The sequence below is a fragment of the Clostridium tyrobutyricum DSM 2637 = ATCC 25755 = JCM 11008 genome, assembly GCF_000359585.1.
GTDB lineage: Bacteria > Bacillota > Clostridia > Clostridiales > Clostridiaceae > Clostridium_B > Clostridium_B tyrobutyricum.
The window spans coordinates 24,530-42,841 of the sequence record NZ_APMH01000020.1; the positions used below are offsets into that span (position 1 = coordinate 24,530).

Genomic DNA, 18,312 nt, shown 5'->3' on the forward strand with positions numbered 1-18,312 from the left:
TCATATAAATTACCTCAAAAATTTAAATTAGTTTCGAGGTACCCATGGTTTGGCGTTTACGAATCTGTAATAGTGCAATCAAAATTAAGAAAATTTTTATTCATTAGTTATTATCATCCTTTCTGTATGATCAGAGATTTAAGAAATCTGTTTTTCAATTAATTTATTTATTTTTAAATTATTTCATTTAACTATGGAACTCATCTAATCTAACTTCACTAATAAACGTAGATCCTAAAAGTAAAATTCCACCTATTACTTGAATAGTAGTCATTTGCTCACATAAAACAATTCCTGAAATTGCAACTGCTACTAGTGGATCAACATAACTTAGCATAGCTATACTTTGCCCCGAGAGCTTTTCCATACCAGAAAAGAATAACCAAAACCCAATTCCTGTATTGACGATGCCCAGTATAGCAATGAAAGGTATTGATGATGCTGAAATACTAAAAAAGGACAGTCCATTTTTGAAAAACACATAAAAGAAAAGTAATATGGCAACAATTGCTAGCTGTATAATTGTTAATTCTAATTTATCCATATTATGGATAAATTTATTTATCAACATAAGTGAAGCATAAAAAATTGCTGCGATTAGTCCTAAAACAATTCCAATAAAATCACTGTATGCCATGTTACTCATACCATTTCCTACAACCATAACCAAACCAAGCAGTGAAATAAAAATACAAATTCCTTTTTTAATAGATAGTTTTTCATGAAGAAGAATTGGTGAACAAAATATAACAATTACCGGTGCAAAATAATAAGCAAGTGTAGAATTTGTAACTGTTGTATACTGGTAAGAAGCATATAGAAAAATCCAATTTCCCCCTAAAGCAACTCCAGAGAAAAATAATAGGATAAAATTATTTTTTAGCATATCCCAATGGAATCTTTTTTTAGCCGACAAAAAAACACAAATCAGAAATAAACAGCCAATTGCACTACTTAATAGCGCCAATTCACTTGAAGACAGTTCTATATGTCTAACAACTAAACCAATAGTTCCAAAAATAATCATAGATAAAATTAACTGAATTTTATATTTCATAGTTGTTCTCCTTCAAAATCTGTTAGGTTTAATGAAATCTTATATGCAAGTAAAAGAAACCACACTGAAACTTAATGTCTTCCAACAAAGAGTGTCCCAACATTTCTTTCCTTTACAATCTCGTATAATACAGATGGATTCTTACCGTTTGTAATAATTGTATCAATCCCCTGTATAGTTGCCAATTTTGCTGCTTGCAACTTCGTTTTCATACCACCTGTACCACGCCGAGAGCCAGCTCCTCCAGCTAAGGATTGTACTTTCTCGTCTATTGTGGTAATTCGTTCTATTAACTTTGCATTAGGATATAGGCGAGGATCACTATCATAAAAACCATCAATGTCTGATAGAATGACGAGTTTTTGTGCTCTGCACAATATGGCAACAACAGCAGATAGCATATCATTATCACCAAATAGCCTGTCCTCAGACTCAATTTCGGTATAACTAACCGAATCATTTTCATTTACAACCGGGATAATACCCATCTCAAGCAAGGTATTAAATGTATTTGTTAGATTTTCCTTCTTCTCCTCGATTTCCATATCTTCAGCATTTAGCAGAATTTGTGCTATTGTTTTATCGTAATCATGGAAAAATTTATCATATAGGTACATGATACTGCATTGCCCAACTGCAGCTGCAGCCTGCTTCAAACGCTTACTTGTAGGACACGTTTTCATTTTCAGTTTATTTTTACCTGCAGCAATCGCACCGGAGGATACTAAGACAATCTCATAACCCATGTTTTGAATATCAGATATTACACAGGCAAGTCGGTCAAAAGAGCGCAAATTATTTTCTCCCATTTCATTTGTCAGTGTAGAAGTACCAACCTTAACAACAATTCTATTTTGATACAAATTCAAATTATTCACCATTCTTTCTCTATACATAAATGATCGTATAATTAAAAATACTCCTTCTTTTCTAATTACACTTCAATAATAGTTGGTATATGCTTCACAAAGGGCAGAAAATCATGAATGATTTTCTCTGTTTTAATCTTCATATAACTAGTAGTTATACCATCGCTGCACCCATACCATTCTTCAGCCAAAACATCTTTGTCAAAAACAATTTGTACAGCATTATCCTTGTCAAGTATGGCACTGAAAACAGTTGCTGCACCGATTTTAGTTCCTAGCATCTTTTCCATTAAATTCGCAGGGGCAAAAGAAACACGAGACACTCCTAACACATTACTGAAATCCTTTGACCGGAACGGCTTATCACCTGCCGTAATGAACAGATAAAAAGCTGTCTGCTGACGATTACAAAGAAACAGCGTTTTTACCATCTTCATGTCTAATTTTTTATCAATCTGAACGCAATCTTCCATTGTAATTGCTTCGTCTGTATCAACACGTTCAAATGGAATATGTAAACTTTGTAATACCCTATACGTTTCCTTTTGCAGTATAGTATCAAGCTTATCTGGCGGCATTGTATAAATATCACTTACAAAAAACATGTTTTATTCCATCCCTTTCCCTTGAAAACTCTATGGACATAGTGTATCATAAATTTATAAATTACAAAAGCGAATGTTTATCATAAAAAAGATGATAAAATCAGATGAATATGAGGTAAATATAGTATGGATATGAATATTCAAAAATATATGGCATTTGTTAGGACTGTTGAATATGGGAGTTTCACAAAGGCAGCAGAGATGTTAAACTATTCCCAGTCTGGTATTAGTCGTATGATTAATGATTTAGAAAAAGAATGGAATGTATCACTTCTTGAACGTGGACGTTCTGGTGTACGATTAACTTCAGACGGTTTAAAATTATTGCCGTTTGCTAAAAGTATGTGTAATGAGTATCAAAAGTTACAGACGCAAGTTCAAGAATTGAACGGATTACAATCCGGACTTATCCGAATAGGTACATTTTCAAGCGTAGCAACCCATTGGCTCCCGAATATCATTAAAGAATTTCAAAAGGATTATCCTAATATCGATTATGAACTGTTATTGGGCGACTATACGGAAATAGAAAACTGGATTTTAGATGGGCGTGTAGATTGCGGCTTTCTTCGGCTTCCTACACTCCCGGAATTTGAAACGATTTTTTTGGAACAGGATAAACTACTTGTGGTTTTACCTGAAAATCACCCACTTGCAGATTGCGAATATTTCCCGGTAAAGGCATTATGTGATTATCCTTTTATGCTGTTAGAAAAGGGTGCAAAAGCAGAGATTTCGGATATATTTGAACAATGTAACATTTCCCCTAAAGTTCATTTTACAACATGGGATGACTATGCCATTATGTCTATGGTTGAAAGCAGTTTGGGCATTAGTATTTTGCCGCAGCTTATTTTACAACGCATTCCTTATCATATTGTAGCAAAGGAATTGGAAATACCTGCTTATCGAAAAATTGGATTGGCCTTGAAAGATAAAAAGAGTGCATCACTTGCAGTCAAACGATTTTTAGATTATATAGAGTATAGATAGCCCCCATATTATAATACTTAAGAATATGGATTGAATTTATGTCAATATAGTAGATGCAAATCCAATATCTTTAAAAAATAGCAATTAGCTTCTATATCATTCAATTATTGCATCTACTTTCTTGATTTTTTTCATACAGTTCATTGACAATATCATTATTGAAAGTACATTTTAGCCAATTAATTGCATTTTTCGCAGTCAATACATATCCGAATCAATACCATACTTTTTTAGTCTCTGAGGCTTCTGTTAATTCAATAAATGTTCACCCCTCTTTATGGGGACTTCCATTTGTCAAAATTACTCTTTTCATTTTTTCACACTTTATTTACAATAAAACAAATTTTATCCAGAAAATAATAAGAGGTCTGTAGCCAACCAACTTTATGAAGTAAAATGGTAACTACAGATTTTTTACTTATCAATTCTATTTTTATTTAATAAATTAGCATATGCCTTATAAGAATATTTTACTTAACAGTTCAAGCATCTGTAGAATAAGCTAACTCTTTTTGTGATTCCAATTGTTTTCTGATGTACCAGACAGACGTCCACCACCTTCAGAACTATTTTTCTCGGCAGCACCTTTTGCTTTCTAAGCTATTTTACGTGCTTGCTTTCGCTTTTCCCCAGCAGCCTGTTCCAATCAATCACACTCTACAACAAATCGTTCATATTTTGCAGCTTGACTTTTACAGTCTTTCTCTTTCTAGCGAAGATAATTAGTTTCCATATTTTATCTGCCACCTCATCAAGGAAATAGCGATCATGGCTTATAACTCAATACGCCAGAAAAATATTTTAACTGTCCGATTAAAAAGTCTATTCCTTCACGGTCTAAATGGCTGGTCGGTTCATCTGCCAGAATACCATGTACCTGCTCAAAAAGAGCCTGTGCTATTTTAAGTCTTGTTTCTTCACCACTGCTCATGGTCTGTAACTCTAATTGCTCAACACCAGACTTGCCCATAAGTACAAAATTCTTTTCCTCCTGTCTAAAATCACACATTTTCATTTAATTTATATTTTTCAATTATTGTCATATTGTAATAACCTCCCTCAATTATACATTATTAATATTTTGAACATAAAAAACTAGCTTAATATTCAATATACTAAGCTAGTTTCACTTTAGAATTTTCCTACTCCATTTAGGCATATTTTTACTTTTCCATTTAATAGCCCCATTAATCAAATAGGCTATTTCCTCAATTTGTTTTGTATTATCATATATATTTGTTTCATCACAGACAAGCATCAATATCTTTAAATTTTCTAATGATTCATAATATCTTCTTTCTACAGCCTCTTCTGAAATTCCATGCCCACCTTCTAAGACTCTAATTCTAACTCTTTCTTTAGCAACTTCAGGACTATCTACTCCAATAAAATTCATAACTACATAAAATCCCTTTTCTTTTGCTTTTCTTATATTTCTAACAATACTTTTACCTGAAAGAGTAGTTTCTTGGTTAAATGATATATTATTTTTAATATAATAATTTATAAGTTTTACAGCCTCTCTTGCACACTTAATTTGAAGATTGCTATCTTTCCATGAACCTATTCTTGCCACCATCTCATCTGTATTTATCCTTTTTTCATTTTTATTTCTTTCATAATAAATGGATTTATATATTGATGTCTTTCCAGCACCATTAACACCAGCAAATATGGTATACGTAGCCATCTCTATTTACCTATTACCCTTTTTTGTTCTTTTTGCAGCACCATATTTGATAGATTCATATAAAAATCTTGTTCTTCTTTTGTTTTTGCCTTTTTAAATAGTTCTTTTAAATCCCAATATGAATATTTTAGGAATTGTTCATATAAGTTATTTTGTTGATTTATTTTCTCCATAATAATTCCTCCAACAAATAATACTTTTATTATATTATAGCCTAATACATCACTTATATAAACAATTTTTTATCTGTCAGCCAAAGTAACAAACGGACTCAAAGCATTAGCTCCCTTATAAGACGTAATAGGTTTACTTCTATACGGAGCACCATTAAATTTATATATAAACCTTAAACACATGAGCATCATATAAAAATCTTACATGTATTGACACATCTGCTGTTGGTGCTTTTTTATCTATTCCAATATATTGCATAGAATCTGCAAGTATAATATCTCCCTTTTTACCAAGAGGTGAACACTGCTCTATAGGGAATTATTGGTCTATTTAAAATAGTACTGTACTGTGAACTTGAAGCTCCCCCAGAAGGTAAGAATACTGGTGTTCCTCCTGTTCCTATATTTAACACCATAATGTAAAGCTGTGGTTCTATTTCTTGATTAATATACCACACAGCATTCGCTTGTACGGTAGTAAAAAAATAGTACTTGCACTAATTATACTGCGCAAACACTATTTCACAATACAAATGTGTCATTTATTCGCCACATTCATCATGATGCTGATGTTCATGGCAAACGGAACCAGTAGATTTTAGGAAACCCTGCAGGTACGCTTCTACCGCTGCTTTAGCATTACCTTTTGCTCCGACAATAACCTCGATGTTTTTCTCACTAAAGATGTCAATAGCTCCCCCGCCCATACCACCTGATATAATTACATTAACACCCATATCATTCAAGAAATTAGGCAAAAACCCAGGTCTGTGTCCGGGATTAGCAATGGTTTCGCTTTTGACGATTTGACTGTTTTCAGTATCAAAAATCATAAACCCTTCGCAATGTCCAAAGTGCTCAGTCACCATTCCGTTTTCACTTGCTACAGCAATTTTCATCATTTTAGTTTTCCTCCATTTTTTCTAGTATTTTTGCAACCGGATCAAGCCAATTGCCATTGAAAAGCTCTATCATACCCTTGTCACATGCAGCTGAAATTTTCGGGTCAATAGGTAATTTAGAAAGAACCTTTAAATTATGTTTATCAGCAATTTCTTCAATGTGGCTTTCGCCAAATATCTGATAGTCCTTGCCGTTATCAGGACATTTAAAATAGGACATGTTTTCCACCAGACCGATAATGGGGATATTCATCATCTCGGCCATCTTAACAGCCTTTGATACAATCATGGATACAAGCTCCTGTGGAGATGTCACAACGATAATCCCATCAACAGCAATGGATTGAAATACCGTAAGGGGAACATCGCCGGTGCCGGGTGGCATATCGATGAACATAAAATCCACATCGCTCCAGATAACATCTGTCCAAAACTGCTTCACTGTACCGGCAATAATCGGTCCTCTCCAGACAACCGGATCAGTATCGTTTTCTAAAAGCAAATTAACAGACATAATATCAATGCCGGTCTTAGTTTTAACAGGGAATAGGCCGAATTCACTACCTGAAGCTTTCTCCCTGGTACCAAAGGCTTTTGGGATAGAAGGCCCAGTAACATCCGCATCAAGAATGGCAGCATGATAACCCATTCTGTTCATGGTAACTGCAAGCATAGAGGTAACAAGTGACTTGCCGACTCCTCCTTTGCCACTAACAATACCAATAACCTTTTTAATGCTACTCATCTCGTGCAGTTTTTCGGAAAAATCCGTTTTTTGTTCTTTTCTTTCTGCGCAGTCCTCCGAGCAACTGCTGCAGCTTTGATTGCAATTTTCACTCATAATCTTGCTCCTTTATTTTAGATTGTTATTTCACTGCCTGCCGACAGATAATCAATGTTATCACCCATAGTAGCTTTCAGCGTTTTATAAGGCTCTATGCCTGTGCAATGACAGGTATAAAACTTTGCTTTTGTACCCATTAGGTATTTACCAATTCTATCTATCATATCAGAGTCCTCATTTTCGCCAGAACGACTGAGAAGATGAAATCCCCCTATCACATAGTTGGGCATTCGTCCTTTGACCGAGTGAAAATACTCAAGTATATTTATGATGCCATTATGGGTGCATCCTGTAACTAATAGAGTCATCCCGTCTTCCTCTATCACGAGGTTTTGTTCATGTGCAAAGGTATCGTCTACCGTTTGCCCTTTATGCTCAGTGAGCAAACCACTGTTTGATTTTGGACGTGGCTCTCTTTGGACAATATTCGAGAATACTTGGATTCCATTGTTGATAAAAAATCGATCTGACGTGAGTACAATTTGTTTGTTTTGTTTCAGATTTTCATCAAAACCGATAAAATCTAATTTATCATTTGAACGGATAGCATAGTGTTGCTTAAAAGCGAAGCGATGTAAAAATACCTCGGCTTTTGTGTTTTCTTTCAAAAATGTTTTTAGTCCTCCGCCATGATCGTAATGTCCATGCGAAATTACAAGAAAGTCAACATTAGTGATATTCACATCAAGCTTTTTTGCATTTTGAAGAAACAACTCGCTTGCGCCCACATCAAACAATATTTTGTGTTTCTTTGCTTCTATATACAGGCTAAGGCCATGCTCACTACCAAACCCCTTTGATATCGATGTATTTTCCACTAAAGTTTTTATAAGCATGACTTTAGCCACCACCTTTTTCAAAAAGTAGATTCATTGTCTTGTAATAAACCTCCTTAACCTCTGACCCTGATGTGCAGTCTATGTCTACAATGGTTTGACCATTATTAATAGCTTTTACTGCGTTGGAATCAAAGGGTATCCTGCCGATAAAGGGCAGCCCTTGTTTTTTACAAAACTCTTCAATCTTTTCTGTGTTTTCAATGTTGGTATCATATTTGTTTATACATACAGCTGTCTTTGTTTCGAATTTCGCTGCTGTATTTATAATGCGCTCCATATCGCTGATACCTGATATGGAAGGTTCTGCGACTATCAAAACCATATTCACTCCACTAAGTGATGCAATAACAGGGCAGCCTATTCCGGGAGATCCATCAATAATGGCCCGCCCAGCATCAACTGCTGTCGATTTCATTTGCTTTTTCACCTCAGTGACAAGCATTCCGGAGGTACCACTACCCATTTTGAGTTGTGCTGTTGAAAATACTTTTTTCCTATCAAAATAAAGCATTAATTCCCCAGCCACTGCCGGTATCATAGTTATCGCTTCCACAGGACAAACATACTCGCAAACACCACAGCCTTCACATGCGAAAGGATCCACTTTATATTTTTCATCTATTGAAATAGCATCAAATCGGCAGTTTTGCCTGCACTGATCGCATTCAATACATAGTTCTGGATTTATCATCGCTTTTGGCAACCCATAATAGTCTGTTTTTGCCGGTTCAGCATTCCACCCGGTTATTAGGTGCAAGTTAGGTGCATCTACATCACAATCTGCATATGCCTTGGCGTCAGCGAGTTTTATAAATGCACTTGCTATTGTGGTCTTTCCGGTGCCGCCTTTACCGCTAAGGATTAGTAGTTGTTTCATGCTGCACCTCCTTTGTCACCGTATTAAGCAGGGAAGAAAACATTTCCCAGTAATTATCATTTTTACTAACGGCAATTTCTGCATTTGAATTCAATGTTCCGAGGTTAGTGTCAAATGGAATCCGCCCTAATATCTTAATGTTTTTTTCTAAACAAAATTTCTCTGCCGGATTTTCTTCTTCCAAATATTTGTTAAGAACCACCCCAAATGGCTTATTAAATAACTTGACCAGTTCGTATACCATATTGAGGTTATGCACACCAAACAATGTAGGCTCAGCCACTAATATACAGTAATCCGCATCTTTGATGCTTTCCATTACAATACAGGCGCTTCCGGGAGGACAGTCAATAAAAGTCTGTTTATTTGCTTGCAGATTTTTCTCAGCAAGCAGCTTCTTAATGATAGGAATACCCGAGGCTTCACCAGTATTTAATATTCCTGTGTATATCACTACCTGGTCTGAAGTTCCTTTTTGAACTTTACCAATAACCTTTTCTTTCTCTGTTAGTGCCTTTTCAGGGCAAGCCAAGATACAGCCGCCACAGGAGTGACAAACCTCGTCAAAGACAATCAGTTTATTTTTAATATAGGCAAGGGCGTTAAATTTACAAAAATCAACGCATTTTCGACATCCATTACATAGTTCATTATTTACTTTTGGAATTTTCACTGATATTTCTTTCTCCTGAACTCCTTCAGGCTTAAAAAACAGATGTCCATTTGGCTCTTCTACATCACAATCTATATATGTCGATGATTTCGATATCGCAGTTAAATTCACCGATACCAGTGTTTTTCCTGTGCCGCCCTTGCCGCTTAGCACAGCTATTCTCATATTAATTGCCTCCGTGTCCATGAAATCCTGCATGAATTTCATCCAGCAAAGGAAGTTTTTCAGCAATAAAAGCATCAATATTATCCTTAGCTGAAGCAGTTGTCGTTTTATAAATTTTGATTTCAGCGGCTTTAAGCACGTCAGCAGCATTTTCCCCTAAGCGAGGAGTAAGCAAAATATTTGTTTTATTATCTACCATCGTTTGTGCAGCCTTAATTCCTGCGCCACCTGTACTTGCTGCGGCACTGTTATCAATAAATGTACTTTCCTTAGTTTCTACATCATAAATAAGAAAATAGGGAGTACGTCCAAAGGATGTACATACGTTCGACTCCAAGGTTTTCTCATCTACTGGAATTGCTATTTTCATAGGGATCCTCCATTCTATTTTTGTTTAAATAATCTTCAATTGCATTACGTAGCGCACTCACACCTAAATTTGAGCAATGAACCTTATTTTCAGGAAGTCCATCTAAAGCCTGAAGATATCTTCTTCTGTAATATTCAATGCTTCCCCAAAGGTTTTGCCCTTTGCTAATACCGACATCATACTGGATGTTGCAATTGAAGCACAACACCCAAACACAAGATAGCTGATTTCCTCTACACGATTATCTTTTACCTTTAAATAAATGGTCAAATAATCTCCGCAGGAAGGATCCCCGTAGTTTCCTTCAGCATCTGCATCTGGCATACTTTGGGCATTTTGAAGGCACATAAAATGTTCAATTACTTTTTCTGAATATATAATCAACCAACTCAATCCTAATCATCTGTAAAGCATCTACCATTCCTATGCCTATGACAGCCACGGCCACAACCATTCCCTAATCCTTCACAAAGCCGGTATTCGCCACCAGCAATCAATAGCACCTTTCCATTTACTAATGATTCAGCCAGCTTTTTTCTGGCCTCGATATAAATTCCCTGAACTGTGCTACGAGCAACATTCATCTGCGTGGCGCACTCTTCTTGTGTAAAGCCATCCAAATCGATAAGCCTTATAGTTTCATACTCGTCAATGGTCATGATTACATGGTTTTTTGCATCTGCAGGTGAATCAAGAGGCCCGAATCTGTTGGTTTCAGGCAAGCAGCAAACTTTTCGCCACTTCATCGGTCTTGCCATGATTTATCACCTCCATTCCAATCAGAAATAACTAGAAAGTCCTCCGGTTATCCCTGATGCCCATCATAAGTTCTCTAATTGCTTATCAATAACTTCGAGTCGATCTTGCAACATGGTTTTCTGTTCATGGAGCAGCTCTTTTTTGTTTCTGAGGATGTCTGGTTAATTGCAAAACCCCGTCTGCAAGCAAGTCCAAGACCTAATCCCATTCCGAGACCAGCTCCATATCTTACTGCATTAGCACCTGTGGAAAGTCCTAAACCTCTTCCAGTCATTGATCCAGCATCTATTGGACCAGTTCCGTCTCTTCTTGGCATGCTATTCACCTCCTTATAGTTTATGGCATATGCCATTTATTCTTATTATACACTGTTTATGGCATATGTCAATAACTATTTCCGTTTTTAATAAAAAACCGCCAACCAAGGAAATTCCTCAAGTGACGGTCAACTCTTTATTTTATTGTGGCTGGTGCTTTTACAACAATCAATTCCAACATGCCATCATTCAAACTTTTAACGTTCATCTTTCCTTGTGTTCCTGTTGTAACATGTCTTTCACGAGTCGAATTGATTATTTTACTAGGTTTTACTGGATTTTCAGTTTTACTTTTACGTGCCTGTTCCATTTTTGAACGGCGTTCTGCAATGGTCATTCTTCGCTTATTTTCTTTATCTTTTCTTCCTTGCTGTCTTGCTTTTTTTGTATCTGTAATACTTGTCTTAAAGTCAGAAATTCCATCTTCAATCTGTGATTTTCCATGATACAAAGCATACTTGGCATTAACTGGTAAATCCTTTGCCTGCTCTTTAATATGCTCTGCTGTACCTTTGATGTGATCTTTAGTATCCATTACTTTACCTGCTGCTTGTCCAACTTTTCTTCCAAATGATTCTCTAGTATTAGGATTTTCCTGTTGCTTTCCATCTGGCCTTGTATGATCCGCTTGTGCAGCTCTTGAAGCAGAAGCTCCAGAACCGTTACTTGATTTTTTACCTGCATTAGATTTTTTCCCATTAGCTGCAATTGAACGTCCAAGCTTATGTTGAAGACGGTGCATATGAGCCATCATAAGCATACGTGGTCTTCTTAAAATCTGTCTTCCCATGCTTTGAGATTCACCACTTTGTAGTGAAAACATGCTCATTAAATCACCAAGTTTAAAGTAAATACCTGCAAAGGTCACTATTTGTAAGAAAGCTATTAAAAAGAATGGATAACCAGTTGATAAATTATAAAGCATAGTAGAAATACTAAAAGCAGTTGTAACTATTAATGTAATTCCTGCTCTTGACATAATAGTATTAAATAGCTTCATAATGGCACGCTTTGTCATACTCTCAAAGGTCGGTATCATACTTAACAGAAAACTTACTGGTAAAAACATTGCATAAATTATAAAGAGCACCTGCGAAAAAATCATAATGCCAGTAAGCAGAAATACAAAGGCTGAAATTCCAATATTGAAGATAAAAAGAAAAAACACCATTCCTAAACGATTAATAGTTTTTGTGATGGTGAGATTAGTATTTTTATTATCTTCTATTTCAGACTTTACTATATCTTCTCTGTCTTTTCCGTTATTATCATCTGGACTTGTAGATATTAATTTTTCAACCCTGCTTTCCCCAATAGCTTTTATATCAGAGTTATCATATTGCAGTAGTAACCAAGGCTGCTTTACCTGTATAGCAAACAAACTATCACGAATAAGATCTACACTATCTTTGCCCTTGCTTTTAGAGTTTGGCATTACAATTTTTGTACCAATTGATAAACTGGCATTACTAATGTCAGCAGAAAAACCATTAATTTTTTCTATATAGTCTGGTGCATAGGCAATAAATGCAGCTGATAGTACAAATACAACAATGAAATTCACCACTGCATGAATAGCTTTTGTAGTCTCCCTTTTGATAAGTCCTGTATAACCAACATAAATTCCAAGTATCAAAATGAAAATTAACAGAAAACCTCCATAGAAGCCATTTGAAGAGAAACCACTTGTACTAATACCTGCTATAGTCTGCATATTCTTTCCGATTGAATCTGCTGTTGCTGATATAAAATCAAGAGAGTATGCTTCCTGCACTAAGTACCCTGTAGCATTAGATAAAAAAAAGCTGATAGTCCATATAAAATTTGTAATAGCATATAAACCATACATAACCTGTTTTCCAATTCCATCAACCCAATTCCACGGTAACCAGCTCCAGCTATTATCCACATAAAAGTCAAGTTGGTAATTATCTAGTGGATATTTACTGTACTCATTACTAGCCTTTACTGTATCATCAACAAGCCCTGCTGCATGTGCCACCATTCCAACTATTGCTAATATAAAAATAGCAATCACTGATACCATAAATACTGTAATTGCTATTTTTCTTAAACACTGCCAATTAAATTTTTCTTTTTGTCTCTCTAGCTTTGCTTGCTTCATTGCTCTACCTCTTTTCTCACAGGTGGACGAGTATCAAAAGCGTGCAGTAATTCTTCAAAAATAGGATGGAATTGTATTACACCAACTCTACCGTATAAATCGCTGACAAGACACTGTCCATTCTCCAAATCACGTAAGCGTTTCTGGTTATTTTCATCCTCCTTATCCACGCCAAAAAATTCTAAAGTTTTCTTTATCTCATTAATATCTGTGGAACGAAAAGCAAATTTTAATCCTAAATTATTTTTAAGTTTTTCATCTAGCAGGTCATCTGTGTTCTGCGTTACGAAATATACTCCTGCATTCATAGCTCTACCAGCACGCACCAGCTTCATAGAAAGTGTTTTTCCTTGTGCTACCTGCAAAAAACTCCATGCTTCGTCAAGGTCTACAATTTTAAAAATGCTGCGGTCAGAATGTATAAAGTCAAGGGCAAAGGTACTAATAACAATTAGCATAGCCACTGAAAGAAGTTCCATTGTGGTATATTCTTCAAAAGATGTTTCCTTATCTGGAAGCACCAAATCAGTAACTTGTATGATATTTAGCTGTTTTTCTAAGCTTATAGATTGAGAAATAGAACCATCTGAAAAGAGTAAATGGGCGAAATCATAATCTATGAAAGATTCAATGTGCTCTGCAATGTTATTACTTATAGCAGTATTTTCAGCTCTCAATTCATCTATAACAAGTAGTAGTCCTCTTTTTTCACTCTTTGTCACAGCTCTTATTGCTTTTCTTAATACTGGAAACTTCTCACCATCACGAGAAGAAATACCTGTGAGGAAGGTTAATATATCAATTGCTAAGCTTTCAGAATCCTTTGGTCTTTTCATAATCACATAAGGGTCAAGCAGTCCTTTATTAATCTCTTCACTTGTAAGATTTACGATATTGATTTCATCTGCAATTTCTGGCAGTGTTTCTTTCCAGTTTCCACGCTCCGACTTAGGGTCTACAATAACTGCCTGCGCCCCAAATAATACAGAGTAATAAACAATCATATTATTTGAAAATGACTTTCCACCACCTAAAGAGCCAACAAAAGCAGCAGCCAAGGCATTAGTAACCGAGCCTTTAACCCCTTGACTTGCAAGAGCAGGTTTTAAATATACATTTCGTCCTGTATCAAGGTTATAGCCTATATAAATTTCTTCTGTTTCTCCGAGCATTTGAGTTGCTCCAAAGCCTAACCCAGCAAGAAAATCAGAAGTAACATATTGTATATAGTCATTCATATACCTTTTACTTGCAGGAATAAATTCATTGTGTAAACCCATCATGTCTCCAAAAGGTCTAACAAGTTTAACATTCAAATCATCATAGAAGTCTTTTACTTCATTGCATCTACGTTTCAATTCGTCTAGGTCTGGCGCAGATACCCTTACTACATAACTAAGTTTATACATTGATTCCTTGCTCTGATCTAAATTTGTTTCAAGTTCATTTACGCTGTCCAAAGCTTCTATAACATTTGAGCTTGTTTCTGTATCACTTTCAAAAGCGTGATTGTCAAGGTCTTTTAATTCCTTTTTCTTATTACGAACAGTAGATAAAGCTTTCTTATTTGCTACTATTTCTACATTCATACTTGTATCAATAGGAAAAGTAAATTGCTGCTGCTGATAATAGAAGATTTCTGATGAAGGAAAGTCCAATTCTCCCACAATAGAATTAATTGTAAAGTAAGTGACATAGGATGTTGATTCCTCATGTTCAATTTTTAAATATCGCTGGTTCTCCTCAACCAGACAGCGAGTAGGCTTCAATAAATCATAACGTTTTACCAAGGTTTCCTCTTTGAATTTCTTACTAGGCAAATAATACTCATAATCTTCATAGGCTGTTCCTGCCCTAGCATATAGATGTTCAATAAGATAGCCGAAATCATTTTTATCTAAACGACGAACTTTAAAACGACGTGAAATCTTATTCTCTAGTAGTTTTTCCATCTTTGTAAAACGACCAATTTCATTATTACTCATTGATGCAAAGTCACCCATAAATTTCTGATTTACTTCTTTTAAGAAATCAGAAAGTACATTTATTGCTTCTTTTTTAAGATTCTTTATTGTTACTTCCTGTTCATTTAATATCAGTTTGAAACCAATAAAAAATCTATAGTCAATCTGATTATCACCAATCATAGAAACCAGAGCTTCTGCTTGCTCGTCTATTTTTTTATATGCAACTTCTTTAAGTCTGCCTGTAACTTCTTCCTTTGAGCGTTCTTGTGTTGCCCGTATGCTGGATTCGGTACTAATCTGTAGGGCATGGATTTTACCATCACGATTCTGTGCTATTAGTTGACGAAAACTATCATGTACAATAAATTTCTGTTCTGCTGACAGAAAAGAATAATTATAGGGAGTAAGCTCATAGTAGGCAAAACATTCTCCATCATGATTCCAGACCAGATTATTTTCAATATATTTAATTGGATATGCCATATACTTCACTCCTTACTATTGTTATTGCCTCGTTCATCCTCTGGTTGTGAAGCTTCACTGGTTTACCTGCATAAGTTATTTTGGGTCTAATAATGTACGCAATAAAAGATTTTAAAAATCCATAAGGCTTCTTTCCGTCAAAGGTCTTCTGACACATAAACCAAGTTATCCCCATTGGAATTCCAAAATACTTTAAAAAAGCTCCATTTATCATAGAAAGTGGCGGCATATTTCCTAGCAACATAACAACAAACAGTGACAAAACAAACCATGTCATTTGTGTAAAGGTAATTGGAAATGGCAGCTTAAAATCATTAATAGAATAAAGTACTTTTTCTACTGACCAGATATTTGTATAACTTCTTATTTTTTTCATATGATGCTCCTTTCATTTTACACTAGAAAAAAGGCAGCTCCATAAATAAGAACTGCCCTATAAAATCAGTTATTTAATTGTTATCCTATATATTCAAAAACACCATGAGCTGTAACAAGAAAGTTTCCATTTAACTCTAAATCTCGTCCATAAGATTCATAGTCAATGTAATCTTGAAGACTAACTGGTATTTCTCCAAATGTTCCTGTCTCTTCAATAACATAGCGTGCTACATCTTCCATATCATCACAATCTGGATAATAGATAATATCGTCAACATGTTCTGCCATTTCTTCAAAACTGCTGAAAAAGTTTGTCTGAATTTCTCTCATTTCAAATTCAATAGGTGTTCCTTCAAGTTCTTCAGCCAAAGCACATAAACGATTAATTTCCTCGATTGGAGTATATTCGTCAATATCAAAAGGAAGCTCATAATCATGTATAGCATACTCTTCATATTCATTATTTAAGCCGATTTTCTCCTTCATATCTTCTATATCAATTGGTGGGGTGAACCAAGCTCCAACTAGCTCACCCTCATTGTATTTGCCTAAATTGGCAATGTAAACTTGCATCTCCATATAATAAAACCCACATCCTTTCTAAAATTAAGCATAAAAAAAACAGCAAATCTAAATAGATTCACTGATTTAATAAAAAATAATTTGTTATGCTCCTATAATTTTGTTGAACAATTGTAATAGAATATCTTTAACACCTGCTGCATTAAATACAAGTCCAACAGCAATTAAAGCTATAACTAAAAAGCCTATAAGTTTTGAGAACTCTCTCTTAAATCCTAAGTAAACTCCAATAAAAACAATTGCCATAAGAACTAAAGACTGTGCATTTGATAAAAACCAATTGTATAAATTTTGTCCAAAATTCATAAATTATCTCCTCATATAATATATTTAGGTTTATAAAGGCAACCTATAATCCTCTCTTACTTTAGAACAGGACCTGTTATCACCTCCTTAGCTGTAGCTGCCTGCTGCTTTAAAATCTTCTCATGTCTTTCTTTCAGCTTTGCATTGGTGATAATCTCATTTATAAACTTTGTATTATTAATTTCATCAAGCTTCATAGCCATTTTCAAAGTAGGAGCAACTTGGCGAGAAAGCCAATTTAAAGTTCTTCTAAATGAATAAGGCTCTGGTTTAGTAGTAAGCTTCATGGAGTCTCTATTTTCTCCTATAAACCAGGCCCATTCATTATTCAATTTCCAATCACTACGCGGCTTATCATCATCTTTATCCACAAAACGAACATATCTGTTGATAATTTTAAAAGCTGTGCTCTCTGGATTGTCATAAAACATCAAATCTTTAAGTGCATAATAAGCTCTTTTATTTTTAAGTCTTATTTCAAAACGATTTTTTACTTCTGCATCTTCTATTGGAATATTGTTTTTCTTATACTGTTCATAATCTTTTTCATAAATACAAAAATAAACCTCACTTTGTAGTGAACCAATATACAGGGTATTTCCCATACATTCCTTTTCATCTCTGCGTACAAGCTCACCACTTCTATAATTCTTAAAACTACGAAAAACTGAAATGCATTCTTCATTTCTGCATTTTTCTGTGAGATTAGGAATATTTAAAATTCCAACCTTATCATTTATAGCAATGTCAAGCCGTTTCATTACTCCACCCTCTACCAATGCATCCATAAAAAATTCATACCAGCTTCTCTCTTGTGCCAGAAGATAATTTTCAAATTGACGACAACCACGGCCTTTCATCTCTACAAGCACACCTTTTTCTTCTTCACCAGATACAAGTACAAAAATATCACCCATGCAATAATGTTCTGAATAAGAATAGAATCCATAATCCTCATGAAGCATATAGGACAGTTTAAGCCTCAAAACACTTTCTACAATGTGCTTAACATCAAGTGTTGGGAAACGAATCCTAACATAGTCAAATAGCATTTCTAATGGCGAATCCGGATTGAACCGTTCTAATGCTTTTGAAATAGATACTTGAAGCTCTGCGGATGGCCTAACCTTACCAGTTTCAATGTCACTTAAATACTGCCTTGTAATACCAGCAGCTACCGCAAGCTTATTTTGTGAAATACCATATTCACCCCTCTTTTCTTTCAATTCTTTTACCCATGAGCTTTCTTCCAATAAAAATTCCTCCAATCAAAAAAGCGCATATCAACTTTTAATAATTAGCTGACATACGCCTTATTTTTAATATTGTCTATTTTTA

General features: G+C 35.0%; 20 protein-coding genes and 2 pseudogenes. 1 reads left to right on the forward strand and 21 read right to left on the reverse strand.

Features of this window, described 5'->3' with window-relative positions; genetic code table 11:
* Window positions 1-187: 187 nt before the first annotated feature.
* From J418_RS0109435 to J418_RS0109445, 3 genes are all read right to left on the reverse strand, one after another.
* The gene (locus tag J418_RS0109435; protein WP_017895448.1) at window positions 188-1,057 is read right to left on the reverse strand and encodes a DMT family transporter; all 870 of its coding nucleotides are present in this window, start codon (window positions 1,055-1,057) and stop codon (window positions 188-190) included.
* Window positions 1,058-1,128: 71 nt separating this feature from the next.
* Window positions 1,129-1,953 (reverse strand): glutamate 5-kinase, encoded by an 825-nt coding sequence (gene proB, locus J418_RS0109440; protein ID WP_017895449.1) that lies wholly within the window; start codon window positions 1,951-1,953, stop codon window positions 1,129-1,131.
* Window positions 1,954-1,991: 38 nt separating this feature from the next.
* Complete coding sequence (locus J418_RS0109445; RefSeq protein ID WP_017895450.1) at window positions 1,992-2,531, reverse strand: prolyl-tRNA synthetase associated domain-containing protein; 540 nt, start codon at window positions 2,529-2,531, stop codon at window positions 1,992-1,994.
* Window positions 2,532-2,657: 126 nt separating this feature from the next.
* Here J418_RS0109445 and J418_RS0109450 point away from each other — a divergent pair, with 126 nt between their 5' ends.
* Window positions 2,658-3,524: a LysR family transcriptional regulator gene (locus tag J418_RS0109450; RefSeq protein ID WP_017895451.1), complete on the forward strand. Its 867-nt coding sequence runs from the start codon at window positions 2,658-2,660 to the stop codon at window positions 3,522-3,524.
* Between the two features lie 598 nt (window positions 3,525-4,122).
* On the opposite strand, the pseudogene J418_RS15585 reads toward J418_RS0109450, so the two are convergent.
* From J418_RS15585 to mobT, 18 genes and pseudogenes are all read right to left on the reverse strand, one after another.
* Window positions 4,123-4,518 (reverse strand): annotated as a pseudogene (locus J418_RS15585) (P-loop NTPase family protein); the annotation flags it as partial.
* Between the two features lie 132 nt (window positions 4,519-4,650).
* Window positions 4,651-5,214, reverse strand: a complete 564-nt coding sequence (locus tag J418_RS0109460) for an ATPase (protein ID WP_017752549.1) — start codon at window positions 5,212-5,214, stop codon at window positions 4,651-4,653.
* 2 nt (window positions 5,215-5,216) lie between these two features.
* Window positions 5,217-5,387: a hypothetical protein gene (locus J418_RS16600; RefSeq protein WP_017752548.1), complete on the reverse strand. Its 171-nt coding sequence runs from the start codon at window positions 5,385-5,387 to the stop codon at window positions 5,217-5,219.
* Window positions 5,388-5,929: 542 nt separating this feature from the next.
* The gene (locus tag J418_RS0109475; protein ID WP_017752546.1) at window positions 5,930-6,289 is read right to left on the reverse strand and encodes a NifB/NifX family molybdenum-iron cluster-binding protein; all 360 of its coding nucleotides are present in this window, start codon (window positions 6,287-6,289) and stop codon (window positions 5,930-5,932) included.
* 1 nt (window position 6,290) lies between these two features.
* Window positions 6,291-7,130 (reverse strand): Mrp/NBP35 family ATP-binding protein, encoded by an 840-nt coding sequence (locus J418_RS0109480; protein ID WP_017752545.1) that lies wholly within the window; start codon window positions 7,128-7,130, stop codon window positions 6,291-6,293.
* Between the two features lie 17 nt (window positions 7,131-7,147).
* Entirely contained in the window at window positions 7,148-7,969 is an 822-nt protein-coding gene (locus J418_RS0109485) for an MBL fold metallo-hydrolase (RefSeq protein ID WP_017895453.1), read from the reverse strand.
* Window positions 7,970-7,973: 4 nt separating this feature from the next.
* Entirely contained in the window at window positions 7,974-8,849 is an 876-nt protein-coding gene (locus J418_RS0109490; protein WP_017895454.1) for an ATP-binding protein, read from the reverse strand.
* Window positions 8,827-9,687, reverse strand: coding sequence for a nucleotide-binding protein (locus J418_RS0109495; protein WP_017895455.1), 861 nt, complete (start codon window positions 9,685-9,687; stop codon window positions 8,827-8,829). Before J418_RS0109495 ends, J418_RS0109490 begins: the two co-directional genes overlap by 23 nt.
* A gap of 1 nt (window position 9,688) precedes the next feature.
* Window positions 9,689-10,057 carry a NifB/NifX family molybdenum-iron cluster-binding protein gene (locus J418_RS0109500; protein ID WP_017752541.1) on the reverse strand — a complete coding sequence of 123 codons (369 nt, stop codon included), beginning with the start codon at window positions 10,055-10,057 and terminating at the stop codon, window positions 9,689-9,691.
* Window positions 10,032-10,405, reverse strand: a pseudogene (locus J418_RS16605) (iron-sulfur cluster assembly scaffold protein). The gene J418_RS0109500 and the pseudogene J418_RS16605 overlap by 26 nt, the downstream one beginning before the upstream one ends.
* A 47-nt stretch (window positions 10,406-10,452) precedes the next feature.
* The gene (locus J418_RS0109510; protein ID WP_017752539.1) at window positions 10,453-10,815 is read right to left on the reverse strand and encodes a DUF134 domain-containing protein; all 363 of its coding nucleotides are present in this window, start codon (window positions 10,813-10,815) and stop codon (window positions 10,453-10,455) included.
* A gap of 74 nt (window positions 10,816-10,889) precedes the next feature.
* Window positions 10,890-11,132, reverse strand: a complete 243-nt coding sequence (locus J418_RS15595; RefSeq protein ID WP_023625316.1) for a DUF5320 domain-containing protein — start codon at window positions 11,130-11,132, stop codon at window positions 10,890-10,892.
* A gap of 137 nt (window positions 11,133-11,269) precedes the next feature.
* Window positions 11,270-13,258, reverse strand: a complete 1,989-nt coding sequence (locus tag J418_RS0109520; RefSeq protein ID WP_017895456.1) for a CD3337/EF1877 family mobilome membrane protein — start codon at window positions 13,256-13,258, stop codon at window positions 11,270-11,272.
* On the reverse strand, window positions 13,255-15,708 hold the full coding sequence (tcpF, locus tag J418_RS0109525) for a conjugal transfer ATPase TcpF (RefSeq protein ID WP_017895457.1): 2,454 nt from the start codon (window positions 15,706-15,708) through the stop codon (window positions 13,255-13,257). Before tcpF ends, J418_RS0109520 begins: the two co-directional genes overlap by 4 nt.
* A complete protein-coding gene (locus tag J418_RS0109530; protein ID WP_017895458.1) occupies window positions 15,692-16,084 on the reverse strand; it encodes a conjugal transfer protein in 393 nt (130 codons plus the stop codon). The genes tcpF and J418_RS0109530 overlap by 17 nt, the downstream gene beginning before the upstream one ends.
* A gap of 80 nt (window positions 16,085-16,164) precedes the next feature.
* Window positions 16,165-16,665: an antirestriction protein ArdA gene (locus J418_RS0109535; RefSeq protein WP_017895459.1), complete on the reverse strand. Its 501-nt coding sequence runs from the start codon at window positions 16,663-16,665 to the stop codon at window positions 16,165-16,167.
* 87 nt (window positions 16,666-16,752) lie between these two features.
* Complete coding sequence (locus J418_RS0109540) at window positions 16,753-16,974, reverse strand: hypothetical protein (RefSeq protein ID WP_017895460.1); 222 nt, start codon at window positions 16,972-16,974, stop codon at window positions 16,753-16,755.
* Window positions 16,975-17,030: 56 nt separating this feature from the next.
* Window positions 17,031-18,227 (reverse strand): MobT family relaxase, encoded by a 1,197-nt coding sequence (gene mobT / locus J418_RS0109545; RefSeq protein WP_017895461.1) that lies wholly within the window; start codon window positions 18,225-18,227, stop codon window positions 17,031-17,033.
* Window positions 18,228-18,312 lie beyond the last annotated feature (85 nt).